Source organism: Falsihalocynthiibacter sp. CO-5D18 (genome assembly GCF_041205445.1).
GTDB lineage: Bacteria > Pseudomonadota > Alphaproteobacteria > Rhodobacterales > Rhodobacteraceae > Falsihalocynthiibacter > Falsihalocynthiibacter arcticus.
Map to the genome: position 1 here is coordinate 1 of NZ_JBGFCF010000023.1, position 22,941 is coordinate 22,941.

The 22,941-nt window shown below is 52.2% G+C and carries 25 protein-coding genes and 3 pseudogenes; 11 read left to right on the forward strand and 17 right to left on the reverse strand.

The window, feature by feature from the left end; all coding sequences use genetic code 11:
* Window positions 1-115: 115 nt before the first annotated feature.
* Window positions 116-708: pseudogene (gene istA / locus AB9F27_RS20300) on the reverse strand (IS21 family transposase); the annotation flags it as partial.
* Window positions 709-957: 249 nt separating this feature from the next.
* On the opposite strand from istA, the pseudogene AB9F27_RS20305 reads away from it, so the two are divergent.
* The 4 genes and pseudogenes from AB9F27_RS20305 to AB9F27_RS20320 all read left to right on the forward strand — a co-directional run.
* Window positions 958-1,295: pseudogene (locus AB9F27_RS20305) on the forward strand (integrase core domain-containing protein); the annotation flags it as partial.
* A gap of 300 nt (window positions 1,296-1,595) precedes the next feature.
* Window positions 1,596-1,793, forward strand: a complete 198-nt coding sequence (locus AB9F27_RS20310; RefSeq protein WP_369758063.1) for a DUF4910 domain-containing protein — start codon at window positions 1,596-1,598, stop codon at window positions 1,791-1,793.
* Window positions 1,733-2,068, forward strand: coding sequence for a hypothetical protein (locus AB9F27_RS20315; protein WP_369758064.1), 336 nt, complete (start codon window positions 1,733-1,735; stop codon window positions 2,066-2,068). Before AB9F27_RS20310 ends, AB9F27_RS20315 begins: the two co-directional genes overlap by 61 nt.
* Window positions 2,069-2,131: 63 nt before the next feature.
* Window positions 2,132-2,383, forward strand: coding sequence for a hypothetical protein (locus tag AB9F27_RS20320; protein ID WP_335585911.1), 252 nt, complete (start codon window positions 2,132-2,134; stop codon window positions 2,381-2,383).
* A gap of 497 nt (window positions 2,384-2,880) precedes the next feature.
* Here the strand turns inward: AB9F27_RS20320 and AB9F27_RS20325 are convergent, their stop codons facing one another.
* Window positions 2,881-3,429: a YaeQ family protein gene (locus AB9F27_RS20325; RefSeq protein ID WP_335585912.1), complete on the reverse strand. Its 549-nt coding sequence runs from the start codon at window positions 3,427-3,429 to the stop codon at window positions 2,881-2,883.
* A 185-nt stretch (window positions 3,430-3,614) separates the two neighbouring features.
* Between AB9F27_RS20325 and AB9F27_RS20330 the strand changes: the two genes are divergently transcribed.
* Window positions 3,615-4,235: a GNAT family N-acetyltransferase gene (locus AB9F27_RS20330; protein WP_335585913.1), complete on the forward strand. Its 621-nt coding sequence runs from the start codon at window positions 3,615-3,617 to the stop codon at window positions 4,233-4,235.
* A gap of 524 nt (window positions 4,236-4,759) precedes the next feature.
* Complete coding sequence (locus AB9F27_RS20335; protein ID WP_335585914.1) at window positions 4,760-4,939, forward strand: hypothetical protein; 180 nt, start codon at window positions 4,760-4,762, stop codon at window positions 4,937-4,939.
* Between the two features lie 574 nt (window positions 4,940-5,513).
* Here the strand turns inward: AB9F27_RS20335 and AB9F27_RS20340 are convergent.
* Window positions 5,514-5,789 (reverse strand): annotated as a pseudogene (locus AB9F27_RS20340) (adenine deaminase C-terminal domain-containing protein); the annotation flags it as partial.
* A gap of 244 nt (window positions 5,790-6,033) precedes the next feature.
* On the reverse strand, window positions 6,034-6,360 hold the full coding sequence (locus AB9F27_RS20345) for a DUF1330 domain-containing protein (protein WP_335585915.1): 327 nt from the start codon (window positions 6,358-6,360) through the stop codon (window positions 6,034-6,036).
* A 181-nt stretch (window positions 6,361-6,541) separates the two neighbouring features.
* On the opposite strand from AB9F27_RS20345, the gene AB9F27_RS20350 reads away from it, so the two are divergent.
* On the forward strand, window positions 6,542-7,234 hold the full coding sequence (locus AB9F27_RS20350) for a helix-turn-helix domain-containing protein (RefSeq protein WP_335585916.1): 693 nt from the start codon (window positions 6,542-6,544) through the stop codon (window positions 7,232-7,234).
* 275 nt (window positions 7,235-7,509) lie between these two features.
* Here AB9F27_RS20350 and AB9F27_RS20355 read toward each other — a convergent pair whose 3' ends face one another.
* Window positions 7,510-8,409, reverse strand: coding sequence for a LysR family transcriptional regulator (locus AB9F27_RS20355; protein WP_335585917.1), 900 nt, complete (start codon window positions 8,407-8,409; stop codon window positions 7,510-7,512).
* 100 nt (window positions 8,410-8,509) lie between these two features.
* On the opposite strand from AB9F27_RS20355, the gene gstA reads away from it, so the two are divergent.
* Genes gstA through AB9F27_RS20370 form a run of 3 tightly spaced genes read left to right on the forward strand, consistent with a single transcriptional unit; the run spans window position 8,510 to window position 9,720 of the window.
* On the forward strand, window positions 8,510-9,121 hold the full coding sequence (gstA, locus tag AB9F27_RS20360) for a glutathione transferase GstA (RefSeq protein WP_335585918.1): 612 nt from the start codon (window positions 8,510-8,512) through the stop codon (window positions 9,119-9,121).
* Window positions 9,118-9,498 (forward strand): nuclear transport factor 2 family protein, encoded by a 381-nt coding sequence (locus AB9F27_RS20365; protein WP_369758060.1) that lies wholly within the window; start codon window positions 9,118-9,120, stop codon window positions 9,496-9,498. Before gstA ends, AB9F27_RS20365 begins: the two co-directional genes overlap by 4 nt.
* Before the next feature lie 3 nt (window positions 9,499-9,501).
* On the forward strand, window positions 9,502-9,720 hold the full coding sequence (locus AB9F27_RS20370; protein ID WP_335585920.1) for a 4-oxalocrotonate tautomerase family protein: 219 nt from the start codon (window positions 9,502-9,504) through the stop codon (window positions 9,718-9,720).
* A 293-nt stretch (window positions 9,721-10,013) separates the two neighbouring features.
* Here AB9F27_RS20370 and AB9F27_RS20375 read toward each other — a convergent pair whose 3' ends face one another.
* From AB9F27_RS20375 to AB9F27_RS20400, 6 genes are all read right to left on the reverse strand, one after another.
* Entirely contained in the window at window positions 10,014-11,006 is a 993-nt protein-coding gene (locus tag AB9F27_RS20375; RefSeq protein WP_335585921.1) for an endonuclease/exonuclease/phosphatase family protein, read from the reverse strand.
* Complete coding sequence (locus AB9F27_RS20380) at window positions 11,003-12,049, reverse strand: sn-glycerol-3-phosphate ABC transporter ATP-binding protein UgpC (RefSeq protein WP_335585922.1); 1,047 nt, start codon at window positions 12,047-12,049, stop codon at window positions 11,003-11,005. Before AB9F27_RS20380 ends, AB9F27_RS20375 begins: the two co-directional genes overlap by 4 nt.
* A gap of 10 nt (window positions 12,050-12,059) precedes the next feature.
* Window positions 12,060-12,944, reverse strand: a complete 885-nt coding sequence (locus AB9F27_RS20385; protein ID WP_335585923.1) for an ABC transporter permease subunit — start codon at window positions 12,942-12,944, stop codon at window positions 12,060-12,062.
* An 8-nt stretch (window positions 12,945-12,952) separates the two neighbouring features.
* Window positions 12,953-13,834 carry an ABC transporter permease subunit gene (locus AB9F27_RS20390; protein ID WP_039003293.1) on the reverse strand — a complete coding sequence of 294 codons (882 nt, stop codon included), beginning with the start codon at window positions 13,832-13,834 and terminating at the stop codon, window positions 12,953-12,955.
* A 64-nt stretch (window positions 13,835-13,898) separates the two neighbouring features.
* Window positions 13,899-15,203 carry an extracellular solute-binding protein gene (locus tag AB9F27_RS20395; RefSeq protein ID WP_335585924.1) on the reverse strand — a complete coding sequence of 435 codons (1,305 nt, stop codon included), beginning with the start codon at window positions 15,201-15,203 and terminating at the stop codon, window positions 13,899-13,901.
* 329 nt (window positions 15,204-15,532) lie between these two features.
* Entirely contained in the window at window positions 15,533-16,789 is a 1,257-nt protein-coding gene (locus AB9F27_RS20400; protein WP_335585925.1) for a cytochrome c peroxidase, read from the reverse strand.
* Window positions 16,790-16,822: 33 nt separating this feature from the next.
* On the opposite strand from AB9F27_RS20400, the gene AB9F27_RS20405 reads away from it, so the two are divergent.
* Window positions 16,823-17,293 carry a tetratricopeptide repeat protein gene (locus tag AB9F27_RS20405; RefSeq protein WP_335585926.1) on the forward strand — a complete coding sequence of 157 codons (471 nt, stop codon included), beginning with the start codon at window positions 16,823-16,825 and terminating at the stop codon, window positions 17,291-17,293.
* Between the two features lie 53 nt (window positions 17,294-17,346).
* On the opposite strand, the gene dctP is transcribed toward AB9F27_RS20405, so the two are convergent.
* From dctP to AB9F27_RS20435, 6 genes are read right to left on the reverse strand one after another with little or no spacing between them, the layout of a single operon-like run.
* Window positions 17,347-18,405: a TRAP transporter substrate-binding protein DctP gene (dctP, locus tag AB9F27_RS20410; protein ID WP_039003289.1), complete on the reverse strand. Its 1,059-nt coding sequence runs from the start codon at window positions 18,403-18,405 to the stop codon at window positions 17,347-17,349.
* A gap of 26 nt (window positions 18,406-18,431) precedes the next feature.
* Complete coding sequence (locus AB9F27_RS20415) at window positions 18,432-19,721, reverse strand: TRAP transporter large permease (protein ID WP_335585927.1); 1,290 nt, start codon at window positions 19,719-19,721, stop codon at window positions 18,432-18,434.
* Window positions 19,721-20,311 carry a TRAP transporter small permease subunit gene (locus AB9F27_RS20420; protein ID WP_335585928.1) on the reverse strand — a complete coding sequence of 197 codons (591 nt, stop codon included), beginning with the start codon at window positions 20,309-20,311 and terminating at the stop codon, window positions 19,721-19,723. The genes AB9F27_RS20415 and AB9F27_RS20420 overlap by 1 nt, the downstream gene beginning before the upstream one ends.
* Before the next feature lie 47 nt (window positions 20,312-20,358).
* Window positions 20,359-20,862 (reverse strand): flavin reductase family protein, encoded by a 504-nt coding sequence (locus AB9F27_RS20425; protein WP_335585929.1) that lies wholly within the window; start codon window positions 20,860-20,862, stop codon window positions 20,359-20,361.
* On the reverse strand, window positions 20,862-21,752 hold the full coding sequence (locus tag AB9F27_RS20430) for an aldo/keto reductase (protein WP_335585930.1): 891 nt from the start codon (window positions 21,750-21,752) through the stop codon (window positions 20,862-20,864). Before AB9F27_RS20430 ends, AB9F27_RS20425 begins: the two co-directional genes overlap by 1 nt.
* Window positions 21,752-22,906, reverse strand: coding sequence for an LLM class flavin-dependent oxidoreductase (locus tag AB9F27_RS20435; protein WP_335585931.1), 1,155 nt, complete (start codon window positions 22,904-22,906; stop codon window positions 21,752-21,754). The genes AB9F27_RS20430 and AB9F27_RS20435 overlap by 1 nt, the downstream gene beginning before the upstream one ends.
* Window positions 22,907-22,941: the final 35 nt, after the last annotated feature.

Below are 22,941 nucleotides of genomic sequence, written 5' to 3' on the forward strand. Positions count from 1 at the left end.
CTTCAAGCGCGACCTTGGCTTTGAACTCTGGCGAATGGTTCTTTCGTTTTTTCATTCTGGATCACTTCTCTCATCGTGCGATCCACCTTAACAACTGGTCCGAAATTCCGCGACCACCTCTGAACCGCTGGGTCCGGTTGCGTGTGCCATTCGGCATGATCTTGGCAACCAAACATTTGTCATTATCATAGAGAACTGACTGCGGCACTGCGCCAAAGAACGCGAATGCATGAACGTGACCGTCCAACCAAGCCTCGGTGTTTGCAGCGGGATACGCTCGGACATAATATGCATCGCTATGTGGCAGATCCAAAGCAAAAAATAGGCCTTTTGCTCCACGCCACCAATGACGACGAGAGCTTCACCAAAATCCCCCTGTGCGTGTCCCGGCGGATTGCTCAAAGGCACAAACATCTCACGTGATCCACGCTTCTTGCTGCGCACATAATCTTTGACGATGGTATAGCCACCGTCGAACCCGCATTCATTGCGGAGCCGTTCAAAAATGCGCTTGGCTGTGTGGCGTTGTTTACGGGGCCGCCCTTGGTCGTCGGACAGCCAATGTTCAATCTGATCCGTAAACGCATCCAGCTTTGGGCGCTTGATTGCAGCCGTCCGCCGATATCCAGGCGGCTCAGAATACGTTAGCATCTTCGAAACGCTGTCTCGGCTAATTCCAAAGTCCCGAGCAATTTGCCGTCCGCTCAACCCATCCTGAAAGTGGGCCCGCCGTACCTTCAAATACAATTCCACAGTGAAAATCCCCAAGCCCTCCCATCAAACGAAAGGGCTAAAGTGGACGACTTTTAAGCCGCCCGCGACAACACAATGCCGCCGCTACTGTGGTCGAGTATTGCTCCGCCGATTACACGCCGTGCGCCACAAGCCGCGCCTGCTCAGCCTCTCGCATTGATACTGCGTATCAACTGCCGAGCAATGGATAACGGCTCCTGCTAAATCTCTGGTGACCTGGCCGAATGGCTGGAAGGGCAGAAAATGAAGCATGTCCGTGGGGCGCCATACCACCCACAAACGCAAGGCAAAATCGAACGATGGCACCAGACCGTGAAGAACCGTGTTCTGCTGGAAAACTATTACCTGCCCGGCGATCTCGAACGCAGATCGGAACGTTCGTCGACTATTACAACAACCAGCGCTACCACGAGAGCCTGAACAACGTCACGCCCGCCGACGTCTACTTCGGCCGGGACAAAGCCATTCTCAGAGAACGGGAGAAGATCAAAAAGCAGACTATCCGCCAACGCCGCTTGCAACATCAAAAACAAGCGGCATAATTGATCACACAAACGAACCAGAGCCTCCTGTGCTCAAACCATTCTGACGTCTAACTTTATATGACGACGGACACTAGCAAGGTATCTAGAGATTCAATTTGGGAAGTATCTTTGCAAACGAACGTAATCGTCCATACTTCAAGTCAAATTTATACTCGGGAGCCTAGGGGTGCATATCGTCAGATGTGCCACTTGGAATAGTCTGGCTTCCACATGCAAAATCGCGATCGGTAATACCCTTTTGGAGGTGGCAAAGTTGTCTGCCTTTATTGGCGAGGATAACGGATAACCTAGCCCTATCTGGATCGAAGGTCTGACGAACGCCAGTGTTGTCCATGGGGAACCGATTTTCTGGTCCGCTGTTTCTATTGCTCAAAATATGGCCAATATCCAGAATACGACACCAAAGCTGATTGCTTCGACGCTTTGCCTCAAGATTGCTTGATATCCTTGAGTTGCTCTCATTGTCCAATAGGGAGCTGTGGCTTTCGCAAATAGCAGCTGGTGTCGGTTGCTTAAAAAAGGAAATCTTCCGCATGATGATCGTCCTCGAAGAGCGGCAATTCATCTCCCGCGCCGCAGATGATCGCTATGTCCTCACGGATGACCTTTCCGTTCTTGGTTCCGATCGTTCCATGCACAATCGGATCGCTGAAGTTGCAATGCTGGTGTTGGCGGAAATGTCCGAACAAGTCTGTCTTTCCTGTCATTTGTCCGTATTGGGCGGTGACGCGCTCTTTGTTGTTGCTCAGGCTGATGCGACGAAAGGCTAATCCATTTCCGTACGAGTGGACCACCGAAGCGAAGTGGCCGATAGTTCCGTGCGAGTCTGTACCTTGACAGCATCCCAAAACACGGATGCGGCACGGTCTTCGTCCAAATTGACAGAGGCACCAAACCCAGAATTTCCGGGCATTACGGAGCTATCCGCCCCCGTCACAGGCGGGGAAGGAGCCGATGTAATAGCAGCGATCACGATCCCCTATTTGTCGGCAATGATTTTTGACAGCGACAAAGAAACCAACAAATCTCATCTTCTGGCAGCGGTCGAATTATTGCAGCAACGCGTCACAATCAATTTGCCGTAAATATAGGTTTTTTCAAAATTTTTCTGAAAACATAGCCATCACGTGTCAAATGCTCGCCAATTGTTCAAAGACTGTTTTAAAACTAATTTGAGCTAGTCGTCATTGTGTCTCAGCAAAACCATTGACCGACCTGGTTTGGAGGCCTCGAGGTTTCGCCATCATACCGAATTTTAGGTGTCCGCCCAAAATGTCAACGTCGGCCTTCTATGGGGCAATCGGGTAACGAAAGTCTGCTTTGGCGCTCTGTTGATGAGAATTCTCACTGGTGGAAAAAGTTCGGTTTGGGTCCATTTCACCCGCGATAAGAACGGCGCAAAATGGAGTTTCGTCATCGTAAACCGCGGTGCGGTGCGGCTTGTGCGAAGCGGTCGCTGGCAAGCCACATCTGATTAAGTTAGGCGTCAGAGCAACTGAAGTCCGTCAATACAGCGGACATCGGTCAACTACGCAGCATTCTAGATGCCAAGCTCTTTTACGCATTGTGAGTTGGTCGACGATCAATGATCAGTATTTTTCCATTTGATCGGGGTGAGATAAACGATGCTATCTTCAACACTGACCATCACTTCGCCATCCTGAATATTAACCTGCAGCTTCATTGAGCGGCTTGCCAGTTTCTCCAGATCACTGGTGTCCTTCTCTGAAAAATTGATGACTTGAAGGTTTTCAAACCGCGTGGTGCTGTTTTTGATCTTCTCCCACCACATCTCAGCCGTGCGGCCGCCGTAACAATAGACAATCACCTCGTTGGCTTTGCCACAGGATTGACGCACAACCTTTTCGCTCGGCAGGCCTAAGGCCACCCATAACTCCAATTCGTCACTCAAGCTTTTTTGCCAAATGTCTGGCTCGTCATCCCTTGAAAGGCCTTTAGTCAGTTCCAATTGCTCATGGGCATTCAGCGCAAAAGCGAGAATTCGCACCATTAAACGTTCATCCGTCTCTGAAGGATGTTTGGCAACGGTCAGTTTATGGGTCTCATAATAGTGACGATCCATATCGGAAACGGAAAGTTCAACTTTATAAATGGTGGCTTTTTGCGCCATGATTTTTCCCTGGATAGCGAAGATAGGGATGCCTAATGCGTCTGGTGACTTTGTGAAAGCAGATAAAAAGGCGCGAGAATAAATGGGGGGCGAATAAATACTGCCAAGTTGTTTAACTTATGAGGTAGGATAGTTGGTCCGGATGAGGATACTCCCCTCATTGCCGAGCCTGAAACCGGACCTTCATGGCATTCGCATTGACGAGCAATGGCGAGCAGCAACGAGCCCATGCCGACCAACGGGCAATGTGCTACACTGTTGGAATGAGGACAGCTAGAAAATATAAATTTCGCCAAGTGACGATAGATGATCTCGACCTGCTAAAGGAGTGGCTAGCGCGTCCGCATGTTCGCGAGTGGTGGGACTCGGATGAGCCATACGATCAAGAAGAAATAAGCGATCCTCGTGTATCTCGTTGGATCGTTTCTATGGATGAACGTCCCTTTGCCTTCATGCAGGACTATACGGTGCACGGCTGGGAAGATCATCATTTTGCCAAACTTCCCAAGGGAGCGCGAGGAATTGACCAATACATCGGTGACCCAGAAATGATTGGTGTTGGACATGGATCAGCGTTTATTGGCGCAAGAATGCAGACACTCTTTGATGAGGGTGCACCCGTCATCGCGACCGATCCTCATCCTGACAATAAGAGGGCGATTTCTGCCTATACTAAGCTGGGTTTCAAACCGTCTGGGCCACCAAAGGAAACTCAGTGGGGCTTGATCTTACCAATGCTGGCGAGGCAGTGTTCCGATGCGCCAATGGTTGCGAACACACTCGCAGAATGGAAAGACACTAGATGACCGCCTCGTCTTGTGTGGATATTTATGGACCCCGCCTTTTGGCAACGCCTTAGTTTGCGCTGGACAGGATTCACGGTTGCTGACGTATATCCGCGTACCATTCCGCGTTTCAGTTGCATATGGTTTCTCCATTTTGAGTCACTCAATGACCCCGAAAACGGACTTGTTTCAAATCTTCACCCTATGTTTTATAAGCGCAATTCGCCATTGCCGATTGACGCGCGCGACCTCACCTAGTTGAACAACCATGACCATATACTCGGCGCATGGGCCCGTCCGCGCGACAGGCAATGCCCGCTTTGCAACCGCTCAAGCCTAGCAAAGCCAACGGTCTCGGCGATTGCCCCCATTCGTATCTGTGCCATCAAAGCTAGTTTCCTAATGGCGCGGGCATGTCGGACGACTTTTACACCACTTTTAAACAACCGACGTCCTTCCATAACCGCTATTGCCATTGTACTGGCGCCATCTGCACGGCCATGCTTTATAATACAACCGACACAATAATAAGGTAGACGACACCAATGGCAGAACGTTATGAACGCCACCGCCAAGCTTGGACGCATGAAGAAATTCAAAAACTGCATCTGCTGGCAACAAAAGGGATGAGTTTGAAGGCCATTGCCAAAGCTCTCATGCGCTCTGAGGAATCGACCAAGAATAGAGCAAAGCAAGACAAGCTGAAGATTCAAAAAGTGCGCTGATATCTTGCGCACGGGTCATCATAAGAACTGGACATGATAGCTTCCTTCTGACTGATGTTTTACGCTGACGTCAGAGATTTTAGCGCGAACGTTTCCTTTCAGATCCTAGAAGAGGTACTTGGCGACGAGTGTTTCGTCTGGCCGAGAATGTCCGCTTAGCCAGAATCGAGGCCAAGTTTCTCAATTGCAGCGCAGGCCTAGTTCCTACCCTTTTGCCGACGACACGAACGGCGCTGCGTTGCAGCTTGCGCAGACCTTCGTCGAACGCGCAGCAATACAGTCGGTCGGATGTCTGTTACCGGACATTGATCGCAGTAGCCACTCATTGCGATGCGGTCCGTTGAAGCTGCCATACCCCGGGACGTTCAGCATTCCTGCACCGCGCAAGCCGAGACACAGACGCTATTGCATCGGTTTGTTTTGACTGTTGAGGGCGACGTTCCATTTATGGTGTGACCATGAAGTCAAGCGATCTAATCCAACAGCCTGGGCGCGTTTTATTGAAATAACTAAACGTATCTCCCTGACAAAATATTGTTTTTGGAAGAGGAAACCTTTCTCTTCCCCCCACGATTTATACGAACAAGTTAACTTTTTCGAATTTGGGAACGTCAATAATACCATGGACTGAAATGCGGATTTCCAGAATGACGACAAGTGCCAAAAGCGAATGCTGCATTTAGACGTTGTTGAGTTTGCAGCCACATTCGATCATCGCAGTAATCATTTTGGCGGCCTTTTGCGCAACGACCTCTGAACGTTCATCAGACATCAGACATCAGACATCAGACATCAGCCCAGCAATTGGTAATTCGACAGTTGCAAATTCGCGGCCCTCTGAGAATACGGTTCGGGTAGGTTTTTAGATTATGCCTCCGGGGTCGTGCCAAGCGACGTCATCTATGCAAGCGCAAGTTCTGCTCCGCTATGGTGCCTAGAATGCCCCCTAAAACAAGAGGTGACGACTTAAACTGATTTGCCACTATCCCAGCTTTCTTTCGCGGCAACTTTTGCAGCTAACGGCAGGTTTGAACCCAAACTGACATTGGTGAGGATCGTGCCAACGGCTCTCCGCTGAAACGAGTTTCACCCAGTTAACCGGCTTGCAAGTAGGGTATTGCACCGGCGATATCTGTATCGTCGATTACGTGAAAGTTGCTGACGCTACCTGCTCGGCGGGCCTGACCGTAGGGGGCGTATGCTGGATCTGATGCAAAACCGTCCAAGGCGTCTCGGCTGGGAAATTCAATGATTGCGATCAGTGTGCTATCTTTGTCCACCCCTTCCAACGTCTTGATATTGCCACTGCGGGACAGGTACTTCCCACCGTGCTTTTCGACTAGGTCATGAACATTCGCGGCATATTCTGGCACCCAACTGTCATCGGTAATTTTAATGTCTGCGATTAAATAAACACTCATTATCTCACTCCATTTTGAACTTTGCGCCGCTGGCGATGCACCGGAGGCTTGTTTCCAAACGATAACAAAAGACCTAACGTCTAGACTAGTCACGTGTCTGAACTACGAGATTCAGTTTCTGAACTAGGCGTGACGATCCCGAAGGTGTATTATTGGCCTAACCCGAAAGAGGAGGCTCAAAATGTCACAAGCTGGATACAAGCAATTTTGCCCCGTTGCCATGGCCGCCGAAGTGCTGTGCACGCGCTGGACAATGGTTCTGATGCGGGAACTCGTGGCTGGAACCACCAGATTCAATGACTTGCGCCGCGGCGTACCAAAGATGTCTCCCGCACTTCTATCAACACGCTTGAAAGAACTAGAGGCAGCGGGTGTCGTCGAACGTCGACTGCTAAAGTCCGAGAAAGGGATATTCGAATACCATCTTACAGAAGCTGGAAAGGATCTTCGTCCTGTTGTGGAAGCCATGGGGATATGGGGGCAAAAATGGATAGAATCTTCACTTTCATTGAAGAATCTTGATCCTTCGCTGTTGATGTGGGACATGCGCCGCAATCTCGATTCGTCGCCGCTGCCCGCTGGGCGCACCGTGGTTCAGTTTCTGTATTCAGATTTACCTTCGACAAAGAGTCACTGGTGGCTCGTCATCGAACCCGGTGGCGACGTCGATCTTTGCTGGTCCGATCCGGGGTTTGAGATCAATCTTTTTGTCACGACCGATTTACGAACGATGACAGCCATATGGATGGGTCTGGGCACAGTAGAAAGTGAGCGGGACAAGATAGAGTTTTTGGGCGAGCGCGCGGTCGCAAAGACCATGCAGATCTGGTTGGGATTAAGTCCTTTCGCAAAGCAGAAGAAGCTCGTTGCCTAACCTAAAACATAAAATACTTGCTCCGCCATAATATGATATCGGCTTTGTTCAGCACAGCAGACCTTGCCGCATAGTGTCGCGAACGACTGCTTCCAACCCATTCTGCCACCGACACCAACGGCCCAGACTAGGCCTTGTTACTCAATGTAGCGCACGGCAGGTTTGAGCCCAAAATGAACAATGCTGCGCCTTGCCCGAAAGGAAGCTATCGTCATGCAAGAGCATCGTAAGCGGAACAGGAGCCCTCGATCAATGGCTGCCAACCTGATGTTTCATTATCGGGATGCTAACGTCTCAGTTCCTTTAGCGACCAACAAACTCCAAAGCGCGGACGCCACAGGACCTGGTGCCTGATCTCGGCGTCGCAAAACAAAAATCTCGGAGTGGCGCGGGGGAAAACCTTCGACAACGAGGGGTTCGAGCGTGCCTGCTGCGATTTCATCCTGCATTAGGTGATCAGGCAATCCCCCCCAGCCTTGTCCGGACAAGATGACCTGCTTTTTTGCGGCGAAATCCGAGACCGTCCACTTACGGCCACCTGGCAGCAGGTCACGGCTTTGCTTGTTCTCTGGCCCTCCAGTCCCGGAGACAACGATTTGTGGAAACGTCTGCATGGCCGTCATGGACTTAGCTCCCGGACCAAGCCTTTTGGCAAAACGGCGCGACGCCACGGGCCGAATGGTAACCTCTGCAAAGCGTTGCGTTTCTACTTCGTCCAAGGGAACACTTTCAAGCGTCGCGATTGCAATGTCTGCGCGCTGTTCCATGAGACGTTCGATCGGGCCGCCCATTACTTCGGTCAAGAGACGAATATGGGTTGCCGGGTGGCGACGATCAATTTCCTCCAGAACCGGCAATAGGTGCTGAAGCGAGAGTGTGGCGGTGATAGCGATGCACAGTTCGGGTTCTTCACGTGCGCGCAGTCGCGCAGCCGTTGCGCCCAGTTCTCGCATCTGGGCGAGAACGCGGGACGACTCCCGAAAGAAAATTTCACCCTCTGCGGTGAGCTTGGGGCGATACGCTTCGCGGGATAACAAGGTCAGCTCAAGCTCGTCCTCCAAGAGACGGATCGCGTTACTTATCGCACTTTGAGATTTGTTCAAGCGTTCTGCAGCCTTACGGAACGTTCCGGTCGTCACGATGGCTTCGAAAGTTACAAGTTGTTCAAGCTTCATATCGATCACTAAATTAGATCATGTTGATTTAAACTTAATATTATCAGCAGAACGAGTCCGCTGCTATTGAAAAGCATCATTTCAATAGAGGGTCGAAAAAATGAAACTATATTACAAACTGGGAGCTTGCTCTCTTGCCAGCCACATCGCGCTCTGTGAGACGGGTGCGACATTCGAAATCGAGAAAGTCGACACTGATCTTGGGCGTACCGAGACTGGTAATGACTACGGCGCGATCAACCCCAACGGATATGTGCCAGCCCTTCAATTGGAGGATGGCGAGGTCCTGACTGAAGGCGCGGCGGTGTTGCAGTACATCGCAAGTTGTTTCCCCGAAGCGGGACTGGCGCCACAGACGACCACTCTGGAGCGCGCGCGCCTACAAGAAACACTCAATTGGGTCGCGGCCGAATTGCATAAAGCGTTCAGTCCGCTTTTTAATACTCAATCGTCGGATGCCGCCAAGGAAGCCGCGCGCGTTGCAGTAGCCGCTAAATTTGACCGGCTAGAGACGCAACTTTCCGATGGACGCGAATGGATTGTAGGCAGCCGGTTCTCCGTTGCTGATGCGTATCTTTTTACTGTGGCAAATTGGGCCAATTTTACTGGTATTAACCTTTCTGGCTGGCCATCTCTTGCTGAGTATATCACGCGGGTCGCGGTACGCCCCTCTGTCCTGAAAGCCATGAAATCCGAAGGGTTGGTTCAATGAATTCGGCAGATCACGCACAGGTAGTCGCGCTTATAGAAAGATATTTTGAGGGTCTCTATCACGCGGACAGTTCCGTGCTCCGTCAAGTTTTTCATCCAAACCTCGCCTATGTATGTGCGACAGAGGGAGATAAACTCTATCTTGATCTCGATACTTATATGTCGCGGGTCGACGGTCGTGTGCCGCCTGCCAAACGCGGAGATCCGCGTGATGAGGCCATCCTTGAAATTGCTTTTGGTAGCCAGAGTCTCGCTAAGGTCACGGCTCGGATGAGCATGTTGGGGCGCGATTATCTCGATTACCTGACGTTGGTCCGTCACGGTGGGGAATGGCGGATTGTCACCAAGGCTTTTACCTATATTCCGCGAAGGACGTAATCCATGCCCTATGTAAACATCAAAATTACCAGCGAAGGTGGTCCGGATGGCACCGGTCCGACCAACGAAGAGAAAGCACAGCTGATTGCAGGTGTAAGCAGCTTGCTACAAGACGTGCTGAACAAAGACCCAAAGACGACTTTTGTCGTGATTGACGAGGTTGCGCTTGAAGATTGGGGGATCGGCGGGCTGCCGGTCATGCAATACAGGACAAAGTCATGAAAACTCGGCTAAACGAACCGACATGGGGACAGCGCGTTAAGGATGGCCTATTTCCAAAGCTGCAAACAACCGTAGGGAAAGCCGATGGCGCCCGTGCGGGACTGCTCTATAATTTCAAACGCTTGGGGCGACAGCCCATTGCCATACTGTGCGAACATAACCTTGTTCGCATTTGGTGCTTTTGTCCGAGCACTTATAAAGGCTTCTGTCGGACCCAGTTCACCTATCAAGTTGTGCTTCACGCAAGTCCAAGGAGTGTTATTGTCTTCAGGAGGTCCGGTTTAGTGCGGGTTTTATGAAACAGAGCACCATATCGCTTCGTGATCTGAGAGCGGTTTTCCTGTTTTCGATAGCGCGGGGACAAGTGCTGTCCCGGTGCAAGACAATCCGCGCGTGCAAAACCAATCCAGTTTCATTTTCCGGTTTGGATGTGGTGTGATCAGGCTTGATCTGGTCGTCATTCCTGTTGGCGTTGCGTCCCAAGTATAGTCACGCGCCTTTGCCCTTGCGAATAGGGTTTCGTCTTTCCAGTCAAAATCGGGTGGCTGGTGATTGCCAGTATTGAGGTCCCCGCCGATAAGCACAGGCATATCAGGTGCAAAATCATCAATGGCATCAATCAAGCGCTCAAATTGCACGGTACGATACCTCGCGTCCGCGTTGCTTTCCAAATGTGTCGAGACGACGCAGATCGTTCCGCCATCCCTAGGCAAAATCGCAGCGATTGCCATGCGTCCCCCAACGCGAGACTGTTCTGGATCGGCGTTCAATTCATCGGAGGAAAACCAATGGCCATGATCATCAAGACGGATAAGTTTTACTGCGATGAAGGGCACAGAGCTTAAGATCGCATTGCCGTGCCAGCCGCACGCGTTGAAATTATCGCTGCAATAAGCCCGTTCTGTTGGTCCGCCCAAATCAAGCTCTTGGAATTCAACGCCAAATGCATATTGCATATTCAGCGCGTTCGCCATGACCTCAGTTGTATGTTGTTGCCCAGTCCGCGCCATGCCGTGATCGACCTCAGAAAGCAGCACGATATCGGGTTTTAAATCCGCCAGTAGCTCCGCATTTTCGAGTGGAAACAAACCACGTTCGACGTTCCATGCCACGGCTGAAATCTGCTTTGGCAAGGCCGTTTCGCAGGCGTCGCCCCCCACTTGAACGGCATTCATGCTGGGCAGAGATCGCAATAATGCGCGGTGAGATTCTGCGGTGCGTGGCGCAGTCATGATGCTGGATTTTTGGTCTGCTGTGACAAGGGGAAGCTCTGCGACATAAGTCATGTTAGGCGTCCCCCCGTTATGGCATCAAACAGGGACACGGCGTTTGGTTTTAGGGATACCCGCAGCGAACCTACGTTTATGATGTTATCTTTATCGACGTGAATGCTGATGTCTTGGCCCGCAAGAGTGCCGTGCAAAAGGCGATGCGCACCAAGCTCTTCGACAAGGGTAATGTCGATTGTAATATCTCCATTTACATCGAGAACGATATCTTCTGGACGAATACCAATCGTCACCTCCCCTGAAGTGGAGCGGTCATGCGCTGGGATCGGTTGAACCCCGATACGCAATTGCCCGTCCCTCGCAACGCCTGCCATCAAATTCATCGGTGGAGCGCCCATGAACGACGCCACGAACGTGGTTTCAGGCCTGTTGTAAACCTCGGTTGGCGTGCCGATTTGCTCAATCCGCCCTTCGTTCATCACAATAATGCGGTCCGCCATTGTCATGGCTTCTACCTGATCATGGGTCACATAAACAGCCGTCACACCAAGGCGGCGTTGGAGGGCTTTGATCTCGATCCGCATTTGTGTGCGCAACTTGGCATCGAGATTTGAGAGGGGTTCGTCGAATAAAAACAGGGCGGGATCACGTACAATAGCACGGCCCATGGCAACACGTTGACGTTGACCGCCAGAAAGCTGGCTTGGTTTGCGATCAAGGTAATCATCAAGGTTCAGCATCGCTGAGGCCTCGCGTACTTTGCGGTCAATCTCCGCCTTGGCAATCTTGCGATTTTTCAATCCGTAACCGATGTTATTGCGCACGCTCATATGCGGATACAGCGCGTAGTTTTGGAAAACCATCGCAATATCGCGGTCGGCTGGGTCGAGGTCATTCACCTGCCGTGTGCCGATGTTTAAACCCCCACTCGAGATATCTTCCAGACCCGCAATCATGCGCAGCATTGTTGATTTTCCGCATCCAGACGGGCCAACAAGAACAACAAATTCGCCATCCGGAATATCGAAACTTGCGGGGTGTACGGCGGTAAAGCCGTTGGAGTAGACCTTAGAGATCTGGGACAGAGTGACCTGAGCCATGAGATTTTCCTTATTTATCCGATTCCGTCAAACCTTTGACGAACCAGCTTTGGAAGAAGATGACGATTAAAACGGGGGGCAGAATGGCGACAAGGGCCAGCATATTTGCGCGTCCGTATTCGGGCAGGCTGGTGCCCTCGAGAGATTGCCTGATCTGCTTGATGCCACGCACGAGGGTGAACATATCCTCATCAGTGGTGATCATCGTGGGCCATAAATATTGGTTCCATCCATAGACGAACATGATGATGAACATCGCGGCAATCATCGTTCGGGAAAGCGGCACCAAAATATCGACGAAGAATTTGAACGGTCCGGCGCCATCAATGCGGGCGGCTTCCACCAGTTCTTCGGGGATGGATCGAAAGTACTGGCGGAAAAAGAAGGTCGCCGTGGCGGATGCAATCAGCGGGATGATAAGCCCTTGATACGTATTGACCATGCCAAGCTGTTGCACAATCTCATAGGACGGCAAAATACGCACCTCAAGCGGCAAGAGCAGCGTCGTGAAGATGATCCAGAACGCGAATGTCGCAAACCGCATACGGAAATAGACAATTGCATAGGCGGCCATCATGCCCAGCACAATCTTGCCAACTGCGAAGCCAAGCCCAAGGATCAGCGAGTTCCAAAGCATCCGCACGCCGGTGTTCGCGCCTGAAAACCCGTCGGCCTCAAACATTGCTTTGCGAAAGTTTTCATCAAGTTGATCGCCAATGGCGAAGCTCGGCCCGTTTTTCATGTTGAAGAGGTCCGGCATGGTGCTCATTTGCAAAAGCATCAGGACTGGCAGGATTAAAAAGGCCGCGCCAAGGATGAGGATGCCATGGTCAAAGACCAGCGACAGTTTGATCCGCGCGCGGGGGGCGGATTGGGTCACTATTTCGGTGTTCATATCGGGCCTCATGTATAGTGAATGCGGCGCTCAACGAGCCGGAATTGAAAAACAGTCATCGCCAAAACAAGCACCATCAAGACAACAGATTGCGCCGATGATCCTCCAAGGTCGTTGCCTCGGAACCCATCCACATAAACCTTGTACACAAGGGTCATCGGGTTGTTTCCTGGCTCGCCCTTCACCACCGTGTCGATGATGCCGAACGTGTCAAAAAGCGAATAGGTGATATTGGTGATCAACAGGAAAAACCCTGTTGGGGCCAGCAAGGGAAAGGTCACATCCCAAAAGCGTCCAGCGGCGGATCGATTGTCGATCATCGCGGCCTCGCGCACAGATTTGGGGATGGATTGTAGCCCTGACAGGAAGAAAATAAAGTTGACGGGGATCTGCTTCCAGACGGAAATCAAAACCATCGCGAAGGCCGTGTCGTAATAATTTACGCCAAGGGCAAAATCCCAACCAAGGCTTTTGAAGAGATCGGAGATCGGCCCCCAGCTTTGGTTGAAAAGGATCAGCCCCATCACACCCGCAACAGGAGGCGCAACGGCGTAAACCCACATCAAAAGTGTGCGGTATGTCTTGGCCCCGCGCACAACCTTGTCGGCCTTTACGGCAAGCAACAAAGCAATGCCAAGCGACAGGATGGTGACAAGTAGCGTGAAAGAAACTGTGAATATCGCAGCGCGCCCATAGGACGCGGAATTGAATAGCGATGCGTAGTTGGCAAACCCAACAAATGTTTCGCTAAATCCAAAGGGGTCTTGCAGATAGAATGACGAGCGCAGCGCATGGATGGCAGGCCAGTAGAAGAAAATGCCGATGATTGAGATCTGTGGCACGAGCAACAGGATCGGTAACCAACGGTTGGTGAAAGCAGCGCGTTTCATAGCGGGTCCTTGTGAATACGCTGATGGCCGCAGAGCGGCCATCAGGTCTTGGTATGAAAAGTGATTATTGCGCTTGAGTCTGGGCAAACTTGGCAAGCAACTCATTGCCCTCAAGTTCCATTGTCGCAAAGGCATCATCAACCGATGTCTCGCCACCAAGGATGCGGCCGAATTCACGGTTCATCACGTCACGGATTTGCACATAGAACCCCATGCGATACCCTTTTGTGTTCTCACCAGCAGGCAAAGACAATTGCTTGATGCCGATTTCTGCAGCCGGTGCGCGATCATAATACCCATCCGCTTGTGCCATTTCATAGGCTGCGATTGTGATCGGCACATAACCGGTCTCTTGGTGCCACATGTATTGAACTTCTGGGGATGTCAGGAAGTCAAAGAACGCGGCCGTTGCTTGGTTCTCTTCGTCAGATTTACCAGACATCGCAAACAACGAAGCGCCACCAATGAATGTTTGCGTCGGCTCTGTTGTGACAGATTCCCAATAGGGGAGATATGTTGCTGAGAATTCAAACGGTAGGTCTAATTTGGACAATCCACCAAAGGAGCCTGAAGACCCCAACCAAATCGCAACTTTGCCTTCTTCGAACGGTGTTTGGTTATCACCCCAACCCGCGCCATACCAAGCGTAATAGCCTGAATCCAGCCAATCTTTCACATGTGACCAATGCATTTTGATCTCGGGTGAGTTGATCAAAATTTCTGTGTCTGTACCAGTATAGCCATTGTCATTCGTGGCGAACGGCAGGTCATGGCGGGACATGAAGTTTTCCGCAAAAATCCAAGGCGAATGCGATTGCGCCAGCGGAATATACCCTGCATCAACCAAGGCCGGAGCGGTCACGGTTTCGAATTCTTCCCATGTTTTTGGTGCTTCAACACCAGCGGCTTCCATGGCTTGCAGATTGTAATACATGATCGGGGAGGAAGAGTTGAACGGCATGCCGATCATCTTGCCATCGCTATCCGCATAGAAGTAGCGCACACCGGAAATGTAGTCGTTAATATCGAAATCTACGCCATTCTCCGTCAGCAAATCTTGCACAGGGATCGTGGCACCCTTTGCGCCGATCACCGTTGCCGCGCCCGCATCGAACACTTGCAAAATGTTTGGCTGTTCGCCTGCGCGGAAGGCCGCGATGCCCGCAGTCAGCGCTTCTTCGTAAGTGCCCTTAAAGGCTGGTGTGATCTGATAGTCAGACTGGCTGGCGTTAAAGTCAGTCGCGATTTGGTTCACTGTATCACCAAGGGCGCCGCCCATTGCGTGCCACCAAGTGATTTCAGTTTGAGCAGCGACGCTGCTAGCCATCATGGACAGAGCGGCAGCAGAAAGAATTGAAACGCGGGTCATTAAGTATACTCCAGTCGAGTAAATGCCCAATTGGGCATATGTGTTTTGATGGCGCAGCCGATTAGGACGCACGCCTGCGGTAAGCGGGCCATGGATCGGCCCGACGAATTTAGATTTAGAAAACAGGGTGATCCCTGCGATGCATGCGAAGCGCACTTGCTAGCTGATAGGGTAGTTTTGTAACGGCCATATGTCAGCGGGAAATAAGTCGCAGCTTTCTCGCTAAGATAAAAACCTTTGGAACGCACGGTTTCACATCATTCCAACCTAAGCCTCTTGCTGAGATTTCCGTCGCCTACAAAGACGTCGTTAATCTGCAGGGAGCTACCCTAATCAAGCGGCAATCCACTAGGGACGGAATTCGGTATTCCAAAACGGGGATCGTTCAATGTTGTTCCCGTGAGGGCTTTCAAAAAAGCGACTATTTCGATAATTTCGCTATCGCTGAGGGCAAGGGGCACGGTGTCGCGCACGCGTCGTTGGCGGTCCATTTCGCGTGTGTCGCTTTGAATGGCAAAATCGACCTGTGAAATCCATGCGGCATCAGGCAGGACCAGTAAATCGCGGGCCCAATTAGGCTCGGCTTCAATGTGATGTCGGACAATGCCATCAAGCGTTGGGTATGCGCCATTGTGCCCGTAAGGCGCTGTTTTTTCAACATTTCTAAGCATGGGAGTGCGGAACCTATAGGCATCTTCTTGGCGGTCTGATTTTCCCATACGGCCCACATCGCGTGGCATGGGATCAAAGCGACGTGTGCGCCCAGGTCCGAACGCAGGCAGGGCAAGCGCGTGGAATTTTTGATCCGTGAGGAGGGACCCTGCGTGGCAACTAGAGCACTGCGCTTTGCCAAAGAAGAGGTTCATTCCCGCAAGTTCAAGTGTGTTTAACGCGGTCGTGTCGCCTTGAATGTACTGATCAAACGGGCTGTCGTAACTCTGCCATTCTAGCCCCATAAATGCCGCCAAAGCGTTGGCTATTTCGACGATGGTAACTTGCTCGGGGCGTTCAATGTACTCAAAGGCGTCAACGAATGCGGAACCATAGGCGGGTATGATGCGCACGCGCTTCGCGAGGATCGGCCAACCTGCATCAATGCGGTCATGAACGGCACCTGTGACTTCGTTTTCGCTTGGATTTCCGGCCATTTCAAACTGCGCGGTCAGGGGGAAAACCGCTTGGGCTGCGAGGAGCGTTTCGAGGCCCTGTGGCAGCCATTCTTCGGCGGGGCTGTCAAAGCCGTTTGCGTATTTGTCGTTGATGGAGAGGCGGCCATCGTGAAACATCGTGTGCAGGGATTTTGCGCCGAGGTTCCAGAGGGCAGGGGCGTTGCGTGGAATGCGTTTTTTGATCGCGCTGTCCCCGCTGCCTGCGGTGCGGTCAATGCCAAGCCCAACGCCACCCTCACCAATTCCAAGCGACAGGCCGTCGGACGTGCCAAACTTGGGATGATGACAGGTGGAACAGGCGATATTTCTGTTCCCTGACAGTATTTTATCGTAAAATAAAAGTTGACCAATCGCCGCCTGTTTCGCGTCAAAGACGATAAAGTCGTCTGGCGTAAGGGGCGCAGGAAGTTCGGCCAATACCGGCTGTGAAACGCACAAAAGGAGAGCGACATGCGCCAGTTTGTTTTTGCGAGTTTGATTGCGGCTAGCCCCGCCTTTGGAGGGGTGGAAGAGGGTCGCGACTTTATGGAGGCCGATAACTATTCCGCCGCGATGGAGGAGTTTTTGCCCGCCGCGCGCAGTGGCAATGCCGACGCCGAAGAGTTGATCGGCGTGATGTACGCGCTTGGACTTGGGGTTGAGCAAGACGATGTGCGGGCGTTTGAATGGTATTTGCGCGCGTCCCTCAAGGGGCATCCCGGGGCGCAATCGGGGATCGGTTGGTATTACGAGGTGGGCCGTGGTGTGGCGGCACCTGACTTGGTTCGAGGCTATATGTGGTACACGCTTTCGGCCATCGGGGGAGACCCCGACGCGGCAATTTCTCTGGAAGAGATCGTCAAAAAGATGACGCAGGCGGAAATTGAGAAGGCGCATGTTTTGGTCAATGATTACAAGGGCTGGATGTACCCGTTTCGTTAGGTGGAGGTCTTAAAACGGAAAAAGGGCGCGGCTTGAACCGCGCCCTCTGAGCTTTAGTTTAGGTCGGCCGCGCGTGCGGCATTAACTTCGACTTCTGCTTCGGCAACAGCTGTGGTCAGAGCTTCAAAGATGACGTCGCCGCGTGTGACGTTGGCTTTGAACCAGTCGTAAACAGGAGCTGCAGACACTTTGAAGGCCTCTTTTTGCTCAGGCGTTGGCACATAAAGATCGCCACCACCCGCTACGAAATCCTCATAGGCTTGGATGGATTTACGCTTTGGTGACGCGAAAGTTGCCTGTTGCAAGGCATAGAAACCGTCTACCACAACGCGGCGCATATCTTCGGGCATTTCCATGAAGGTTTCGTTGGACATCCACCAGAGGGCACCCATGTAAGCGTGGCCGTCAAGTGTGAGGTATTGCAGGCCGGCGTCTGGGAATTTCATGCCCATGATGTCTGTGATGCCGTTTTTGGAGCCTTCAACGACGCCAGTTTGGAACGAGGTAAACAGTTCTGGCCATGGGATCGGAGTCGGAGACGCGCCCATTGCTTTCACGAGTTCCTGCGGAAGATCCGCAACAACGGTCCGGATTTTCAAGCCTTCCATATCGGCGGGTTCTGCCACACGGCGTTTCGTGTTGGCAAAGTTGCGCCAGCCGCCGGTGTTGCCGATGGTCATCAAGCGGATTGCATCTCCGGAATCCTCAAGCGCCATGTCGCGCATTGTGCGGGTGAAATCGCCCGACAAAACTTGCTCGGCGATACGGTCGTCCGCCATCAGGTAGGGCAGGTCCAAAACTTGCACATAAGGGAAGATGCCCGATGCGCCGCCCGAAGTGGAAATATAGATGTCGACGGTGCCGTCGGCCACGCCTTGCAAACATTCCGCACCGTTGGAGCAGAGCTGTGTACCAATAAAGAGTTCCACCTCGATCGCGCCATTGGAGGCCGCTTCGACGTAGTTTTTGAAGACAACCAGACCATCATAGTCTTCGTCGTTTTCATTGGAATTCGCTGTTGCACGGAGCTTATAGTCAGCGGCCGTCGCAGTGAGTGCGGTCCCTGCTAGAAGCGCCGAAAGCGCGAGGGTTGTTATGGTCTTAGTGAGCATCGTGTTTCCTCCCTGAATACTCGTGGTTAATTAGCAAATCCGGTTAGTCGTGGAATTGTCATGGAAATGGCGGGGATGTAGGTGATTAGGAAAATCACAACAACTTCGACCGCCAAAAATGGCAGAATGGCGCGGGCAATGGCTTCGACACGCTCGCCAGAAACGGCGGACGCCACGAATAGGACCAAGCCCATCGGCGGGGTCGCAAGGCCAACGGTGAGGTTGACGGACATGATGATTGCAAAGTGAATCGGATCAACGCCTAGACTTATGAAAATCGGCCCCAAAATCGGCCCAAGGATAATGATGGCGGGCCCCGCATCCAAGAACATGCCTACGACAAAAAGCAGAATGTTGATTAAAAACAACAGGATGAGCGGGTTTTCCGAAAGCGAAAGGATGAACTGGGCGAGTTGCTCGGGGGCGTGGCTCAAGCTGACAACGGTTTTAAACGCCATCGCAGCCCCTACCAGCAGCATTACAACCGAAGACGTGAGGCCAGCACGTGTTAGGATGTCGGGAATGTCTTTGAGGGTAAGGGTGCGCAGAACGAAAAAGCCGATGATCAACGCGTAAGCCACGGCGACGGCTGCCGCCTCTGTCGGCGTGAAAACCCCAACCAGAATCCCGCCCAGAATGATGACGGGTGTCATCAACGGAAAGAACGCCTTGATGGAAGCTTGGCCGCGTTCGGGCCATGTGTATTTGCGGCTTGCAACGGGGAAATCGTATTTGTTGGCCATGAACTTGACCATAAGCATCAGGCCAAGTCCCACCATAATACCGGGGACAATCCCTGCAAGGAACAGCGCCGCGACGCTTTCGCCCATCACATAGGCATAGATAATCATGATGCCAGACGGGGGAATAATCGGGCCAATCACCGACGACGCGGCGGTGATGGCGGCGGCGAATTTACGGGAGTAGCCTTGTTTCTCCATCGCAGGAATCAGCATGGACCCAAGGGCCGAGGTGTCCGCAACCGCCGAGCCAGAGAGGCCTGCAAAAAGCATCGACGACAGGACGTTCACATGCGCCAAGCCGCCCCGTAGGTGCCCCATGAGGGCCTGTGCGAATTCCACAAGGCGCATGGTGATGCCACCCTTGTTCATCAATTCGCCCGCCAACATAAAGAAGGGGATCGCCATGAGAGGGAAGCTGTCCATCCCATTGTAAACGTTGCGATAAAGGAGTGTGATGTCTTTTTCTTGACCGTTCAGGAATAGAAGGATTCCGGGGGCTGCCAAAAGGCCGAAAAACACGGGTAAGCCAACCAGAAGGAAAATGAGGAAAAGGGGAAGGAACCATATAAGCATTATTCGGACCCTCCGATGGATGCGGCTTCGATGATGGGAAGGCGATCCTCGCCCCCAAAGAGTTTAACGAGTGTACGCAAAATCAACTCGATATTGACGCTCAGCAGAAGGATCACTCCAACCAAGAGGGAGGCCATCATCCAAGAGCGTGGCACGCGCAGCCATAAGGTGAAATCCAACGACATTGGCACATAAAGCGAGGCCGTTGTGAACCGTCCGCCAAATCCTGTGACTTCGCCCCAGCCGATTTGTACCGCAACCACAAGAACGATAAATGACAGCGAAAGCAGGATAAGATTTATCACGCCCGCGATCGTACGGGGCAAGGAGTACAGCAACATGTCGATGGCCACAAAACCGCCACGGCGAAACGCCGTCGGAGCCATCAGGCCAGTCATCCACATCATGCAAAACCGTGCGGCCTCATCGGGCCACGGCAGGGCGTTGTTCAAAATATACCGGAAAAAAACCTGCACCAGAATGGCGAGGACCATGAGGGCAATCGCGACTGCACCAATGGCGCGCCCGAATCGCAGGAGCGTCTCGTTCACGAGGCTTAATGGTGACACGAGCGTCAGTAATATATTCATCAGGCTCCCCCCTGTCGTTCCCTCGGAATGAGGAAACTTTTCAAACCCTATGCGGCCTGAATCTTCCCATATTTTCCACCATAAAACGTCAACGGATTGCCGTCTCGAAGTTCAACATTTTCAACTTGGCCGACAACGATGACATGATCCCCTCCAGGATGCGTGGCAACATGACGGCATTCAAAGCGCGCGAGGCAATTTTCAATTAACGGCACGCCGTGGCTGTTTGTCCGATGCTCTAGTGCCTCAAATGCGTGACCATTTTTGGCGAACCCTTCGCAAATGTGTTTGTCTTCGTCGCTCAGTATATGAATTGCAAAGTACTCGGCATTTGCGAAGTATTTATAACGACGCGATCCAATAGCAGGGGACCACAGAACCAATGCTGGGTCCAACGACAGCGACGAAAAACTGTTCGCTGTCATCCCGATAGGGCCGTCTTCTGAGGCAACGGTAACAACCGTAACCCCCGTCGAAAAACGTCCAAACGCATCGCGCAATTGACGGGCGTTGTCAGAGTCCGGTGTGAATTGGCGAGACGCAAACGCCATTACGCGACCTCACCGCCGATAGCTGCAGAATACAGACGGAACCACGTTTGCCTATCCATCTTGACTTTGAGGGCATTCGACAACGCTGCGATCCGTTTGAGGTTATTTGTGCCCATGACAGGCAAGATTTTTGCCGGATGCGCCAGAAGCCATGCCACGGCAACCGCGGCGGTGTCGACATTATTTTCTTCTGCGATTTCAACTAGGTGTGCTCCGACTTCCGTTTCGGAAACCATCAAGTCGCCGCCACCTAAGGGCGACCATGCCATGATGCGCTGATTGTTTTTCTGATGAAAGGCCATGTCGCCGTTCGTAAGGGACTCTGTCGCCGCCAAGGAGACTTCAATCTGGTTGGTGACCAGTTTTGTGTCCATACCGGATTGCAATAATTCCCAGTCCCATGGCTTGAAATTTGACACGCCGACGTCGCCAACCTTACCTGAGCGCACCAATGCGTCGAGCGCATTGCCTGTCTCAAAGTGGTCCATGAAAGCGTCGGGGCGGTGGATGAGCAAAAGATCGATGTGATCGGTCGCCATGTCGCGCAATGAATTTTCGACCGAGGCATTAATATGCGCCGCCGAAGTGTCGTAATGTTTGACCGTCGCATCCGCGTATCGGCCCATCGGCGCGACGATATCGCATTTGGTGACGATTTGCATTTGGGACCGGAGAGAGGGCGCTGCACGCAGGGCATTTCCCAGAACCGCTTCCGCTGTATAGCCGCCATAAATATCGGCCTGATCAAAAGTGGTGATGCCCTGTTCAAGGCAAGCGTTGATCTTGGCTTCGACGTGTTTGGCCGAGGTGTCTTTGTCGTCCGCAATCCGCCACATGCCATAGACAATGCGGCTTAAATTTAAGGTATCTGATAAAGCGACGCGTTCCATTAACGGCGAACTCCTGCTGCGAGAGGGGTGTTGGGGGCTTGGCTCGGGACACGGCCATAGGCCTGTGGCAACGAGCAAGTTTTGAGGTGGGGCATCACAAGTTTGCCAAAATACTCGGCCTCTTCAATGTGCGGATATCCCGAGAAAATAAACGCGCGAATGCCCATTTTTTGATAGTCTTCGATCTTGCTAAGAACCTGATCCGCAGAGCCAACAAGCGCCGCGCCACAGCCTGAGCGCGCACGGCCCACGCCTGTCCAAAGATTGGGTTCGATATAGCCAAATTCATCCGCAAGTTCGCGGTTTTTGGCCTGATGTGAAACGCCGAGGGAGGTTGAATCCAACGCGCGTTCACGGATCATGCGACCATAGTCATCGTCGAGTTTTGACGTTATATATTCCGCGTATTCCTGTGCTTCTTTTTCGGTGTCGCGCACGATCATATGAACGCGCAGGCCGTAATCCAATGTGCGGTTATACTTTTCGGCAACGGCGTTCACGGCGCGCATCCGGCCCGCCAGCTCTTCCTGCTTTTCGGGCCACATTAGGTAAACGTCGCAATGCTGTCCGCAAAGTTCAAGCGCCGCAGGGGAATAGCCGCCAAAATACAGAAGAGGGCCGCCGGTTTGGTAGGGTTTGACAGGGTCCGTTGTAAGGCCTTTGAAGTTATAAACCTCGCCTTCGTAGTTGATTTCGTCCTGTGTCCACGCTTGCTTCAGAATCTCTACGACTTCGCGGGAGCGTTGATAGCGAAAGCCACTTTCGGCCTTTTCGCCGGGAAAATCGGAGCTGATGATATTAACGGTCAAGCGACCCTCAAGCATGTGGTCGAGCGTTGCGATCGTGCGCGCCAACATGATCGGCTGCACTTCGCCGCAGCGCACGGCCGCGAGGAGATTGATGTCTGTTGTGATGGGCGCACAGCCCGCGACAAACGAGAGCGTGTCTTGGCCAACCTGATAGGATGACGGACACAGAATATTGCGAAAACCTTGCTTTTCGGCGGTTTTGACGATGTTGCTGCAATGGGCCCAGCTAGAGCGCAAATCGCCGTCCGGAACCCCTAAAAACTGGTAGTCATCCGAGCAAAGTGCGGAAAACCAAGACACTTCTGCTGCTTCCAAGCTGGGCGATGTTATTGGAACAACACTCATATCAAATCTCCCGAAGTTCGCTTCATTTTTTGCTT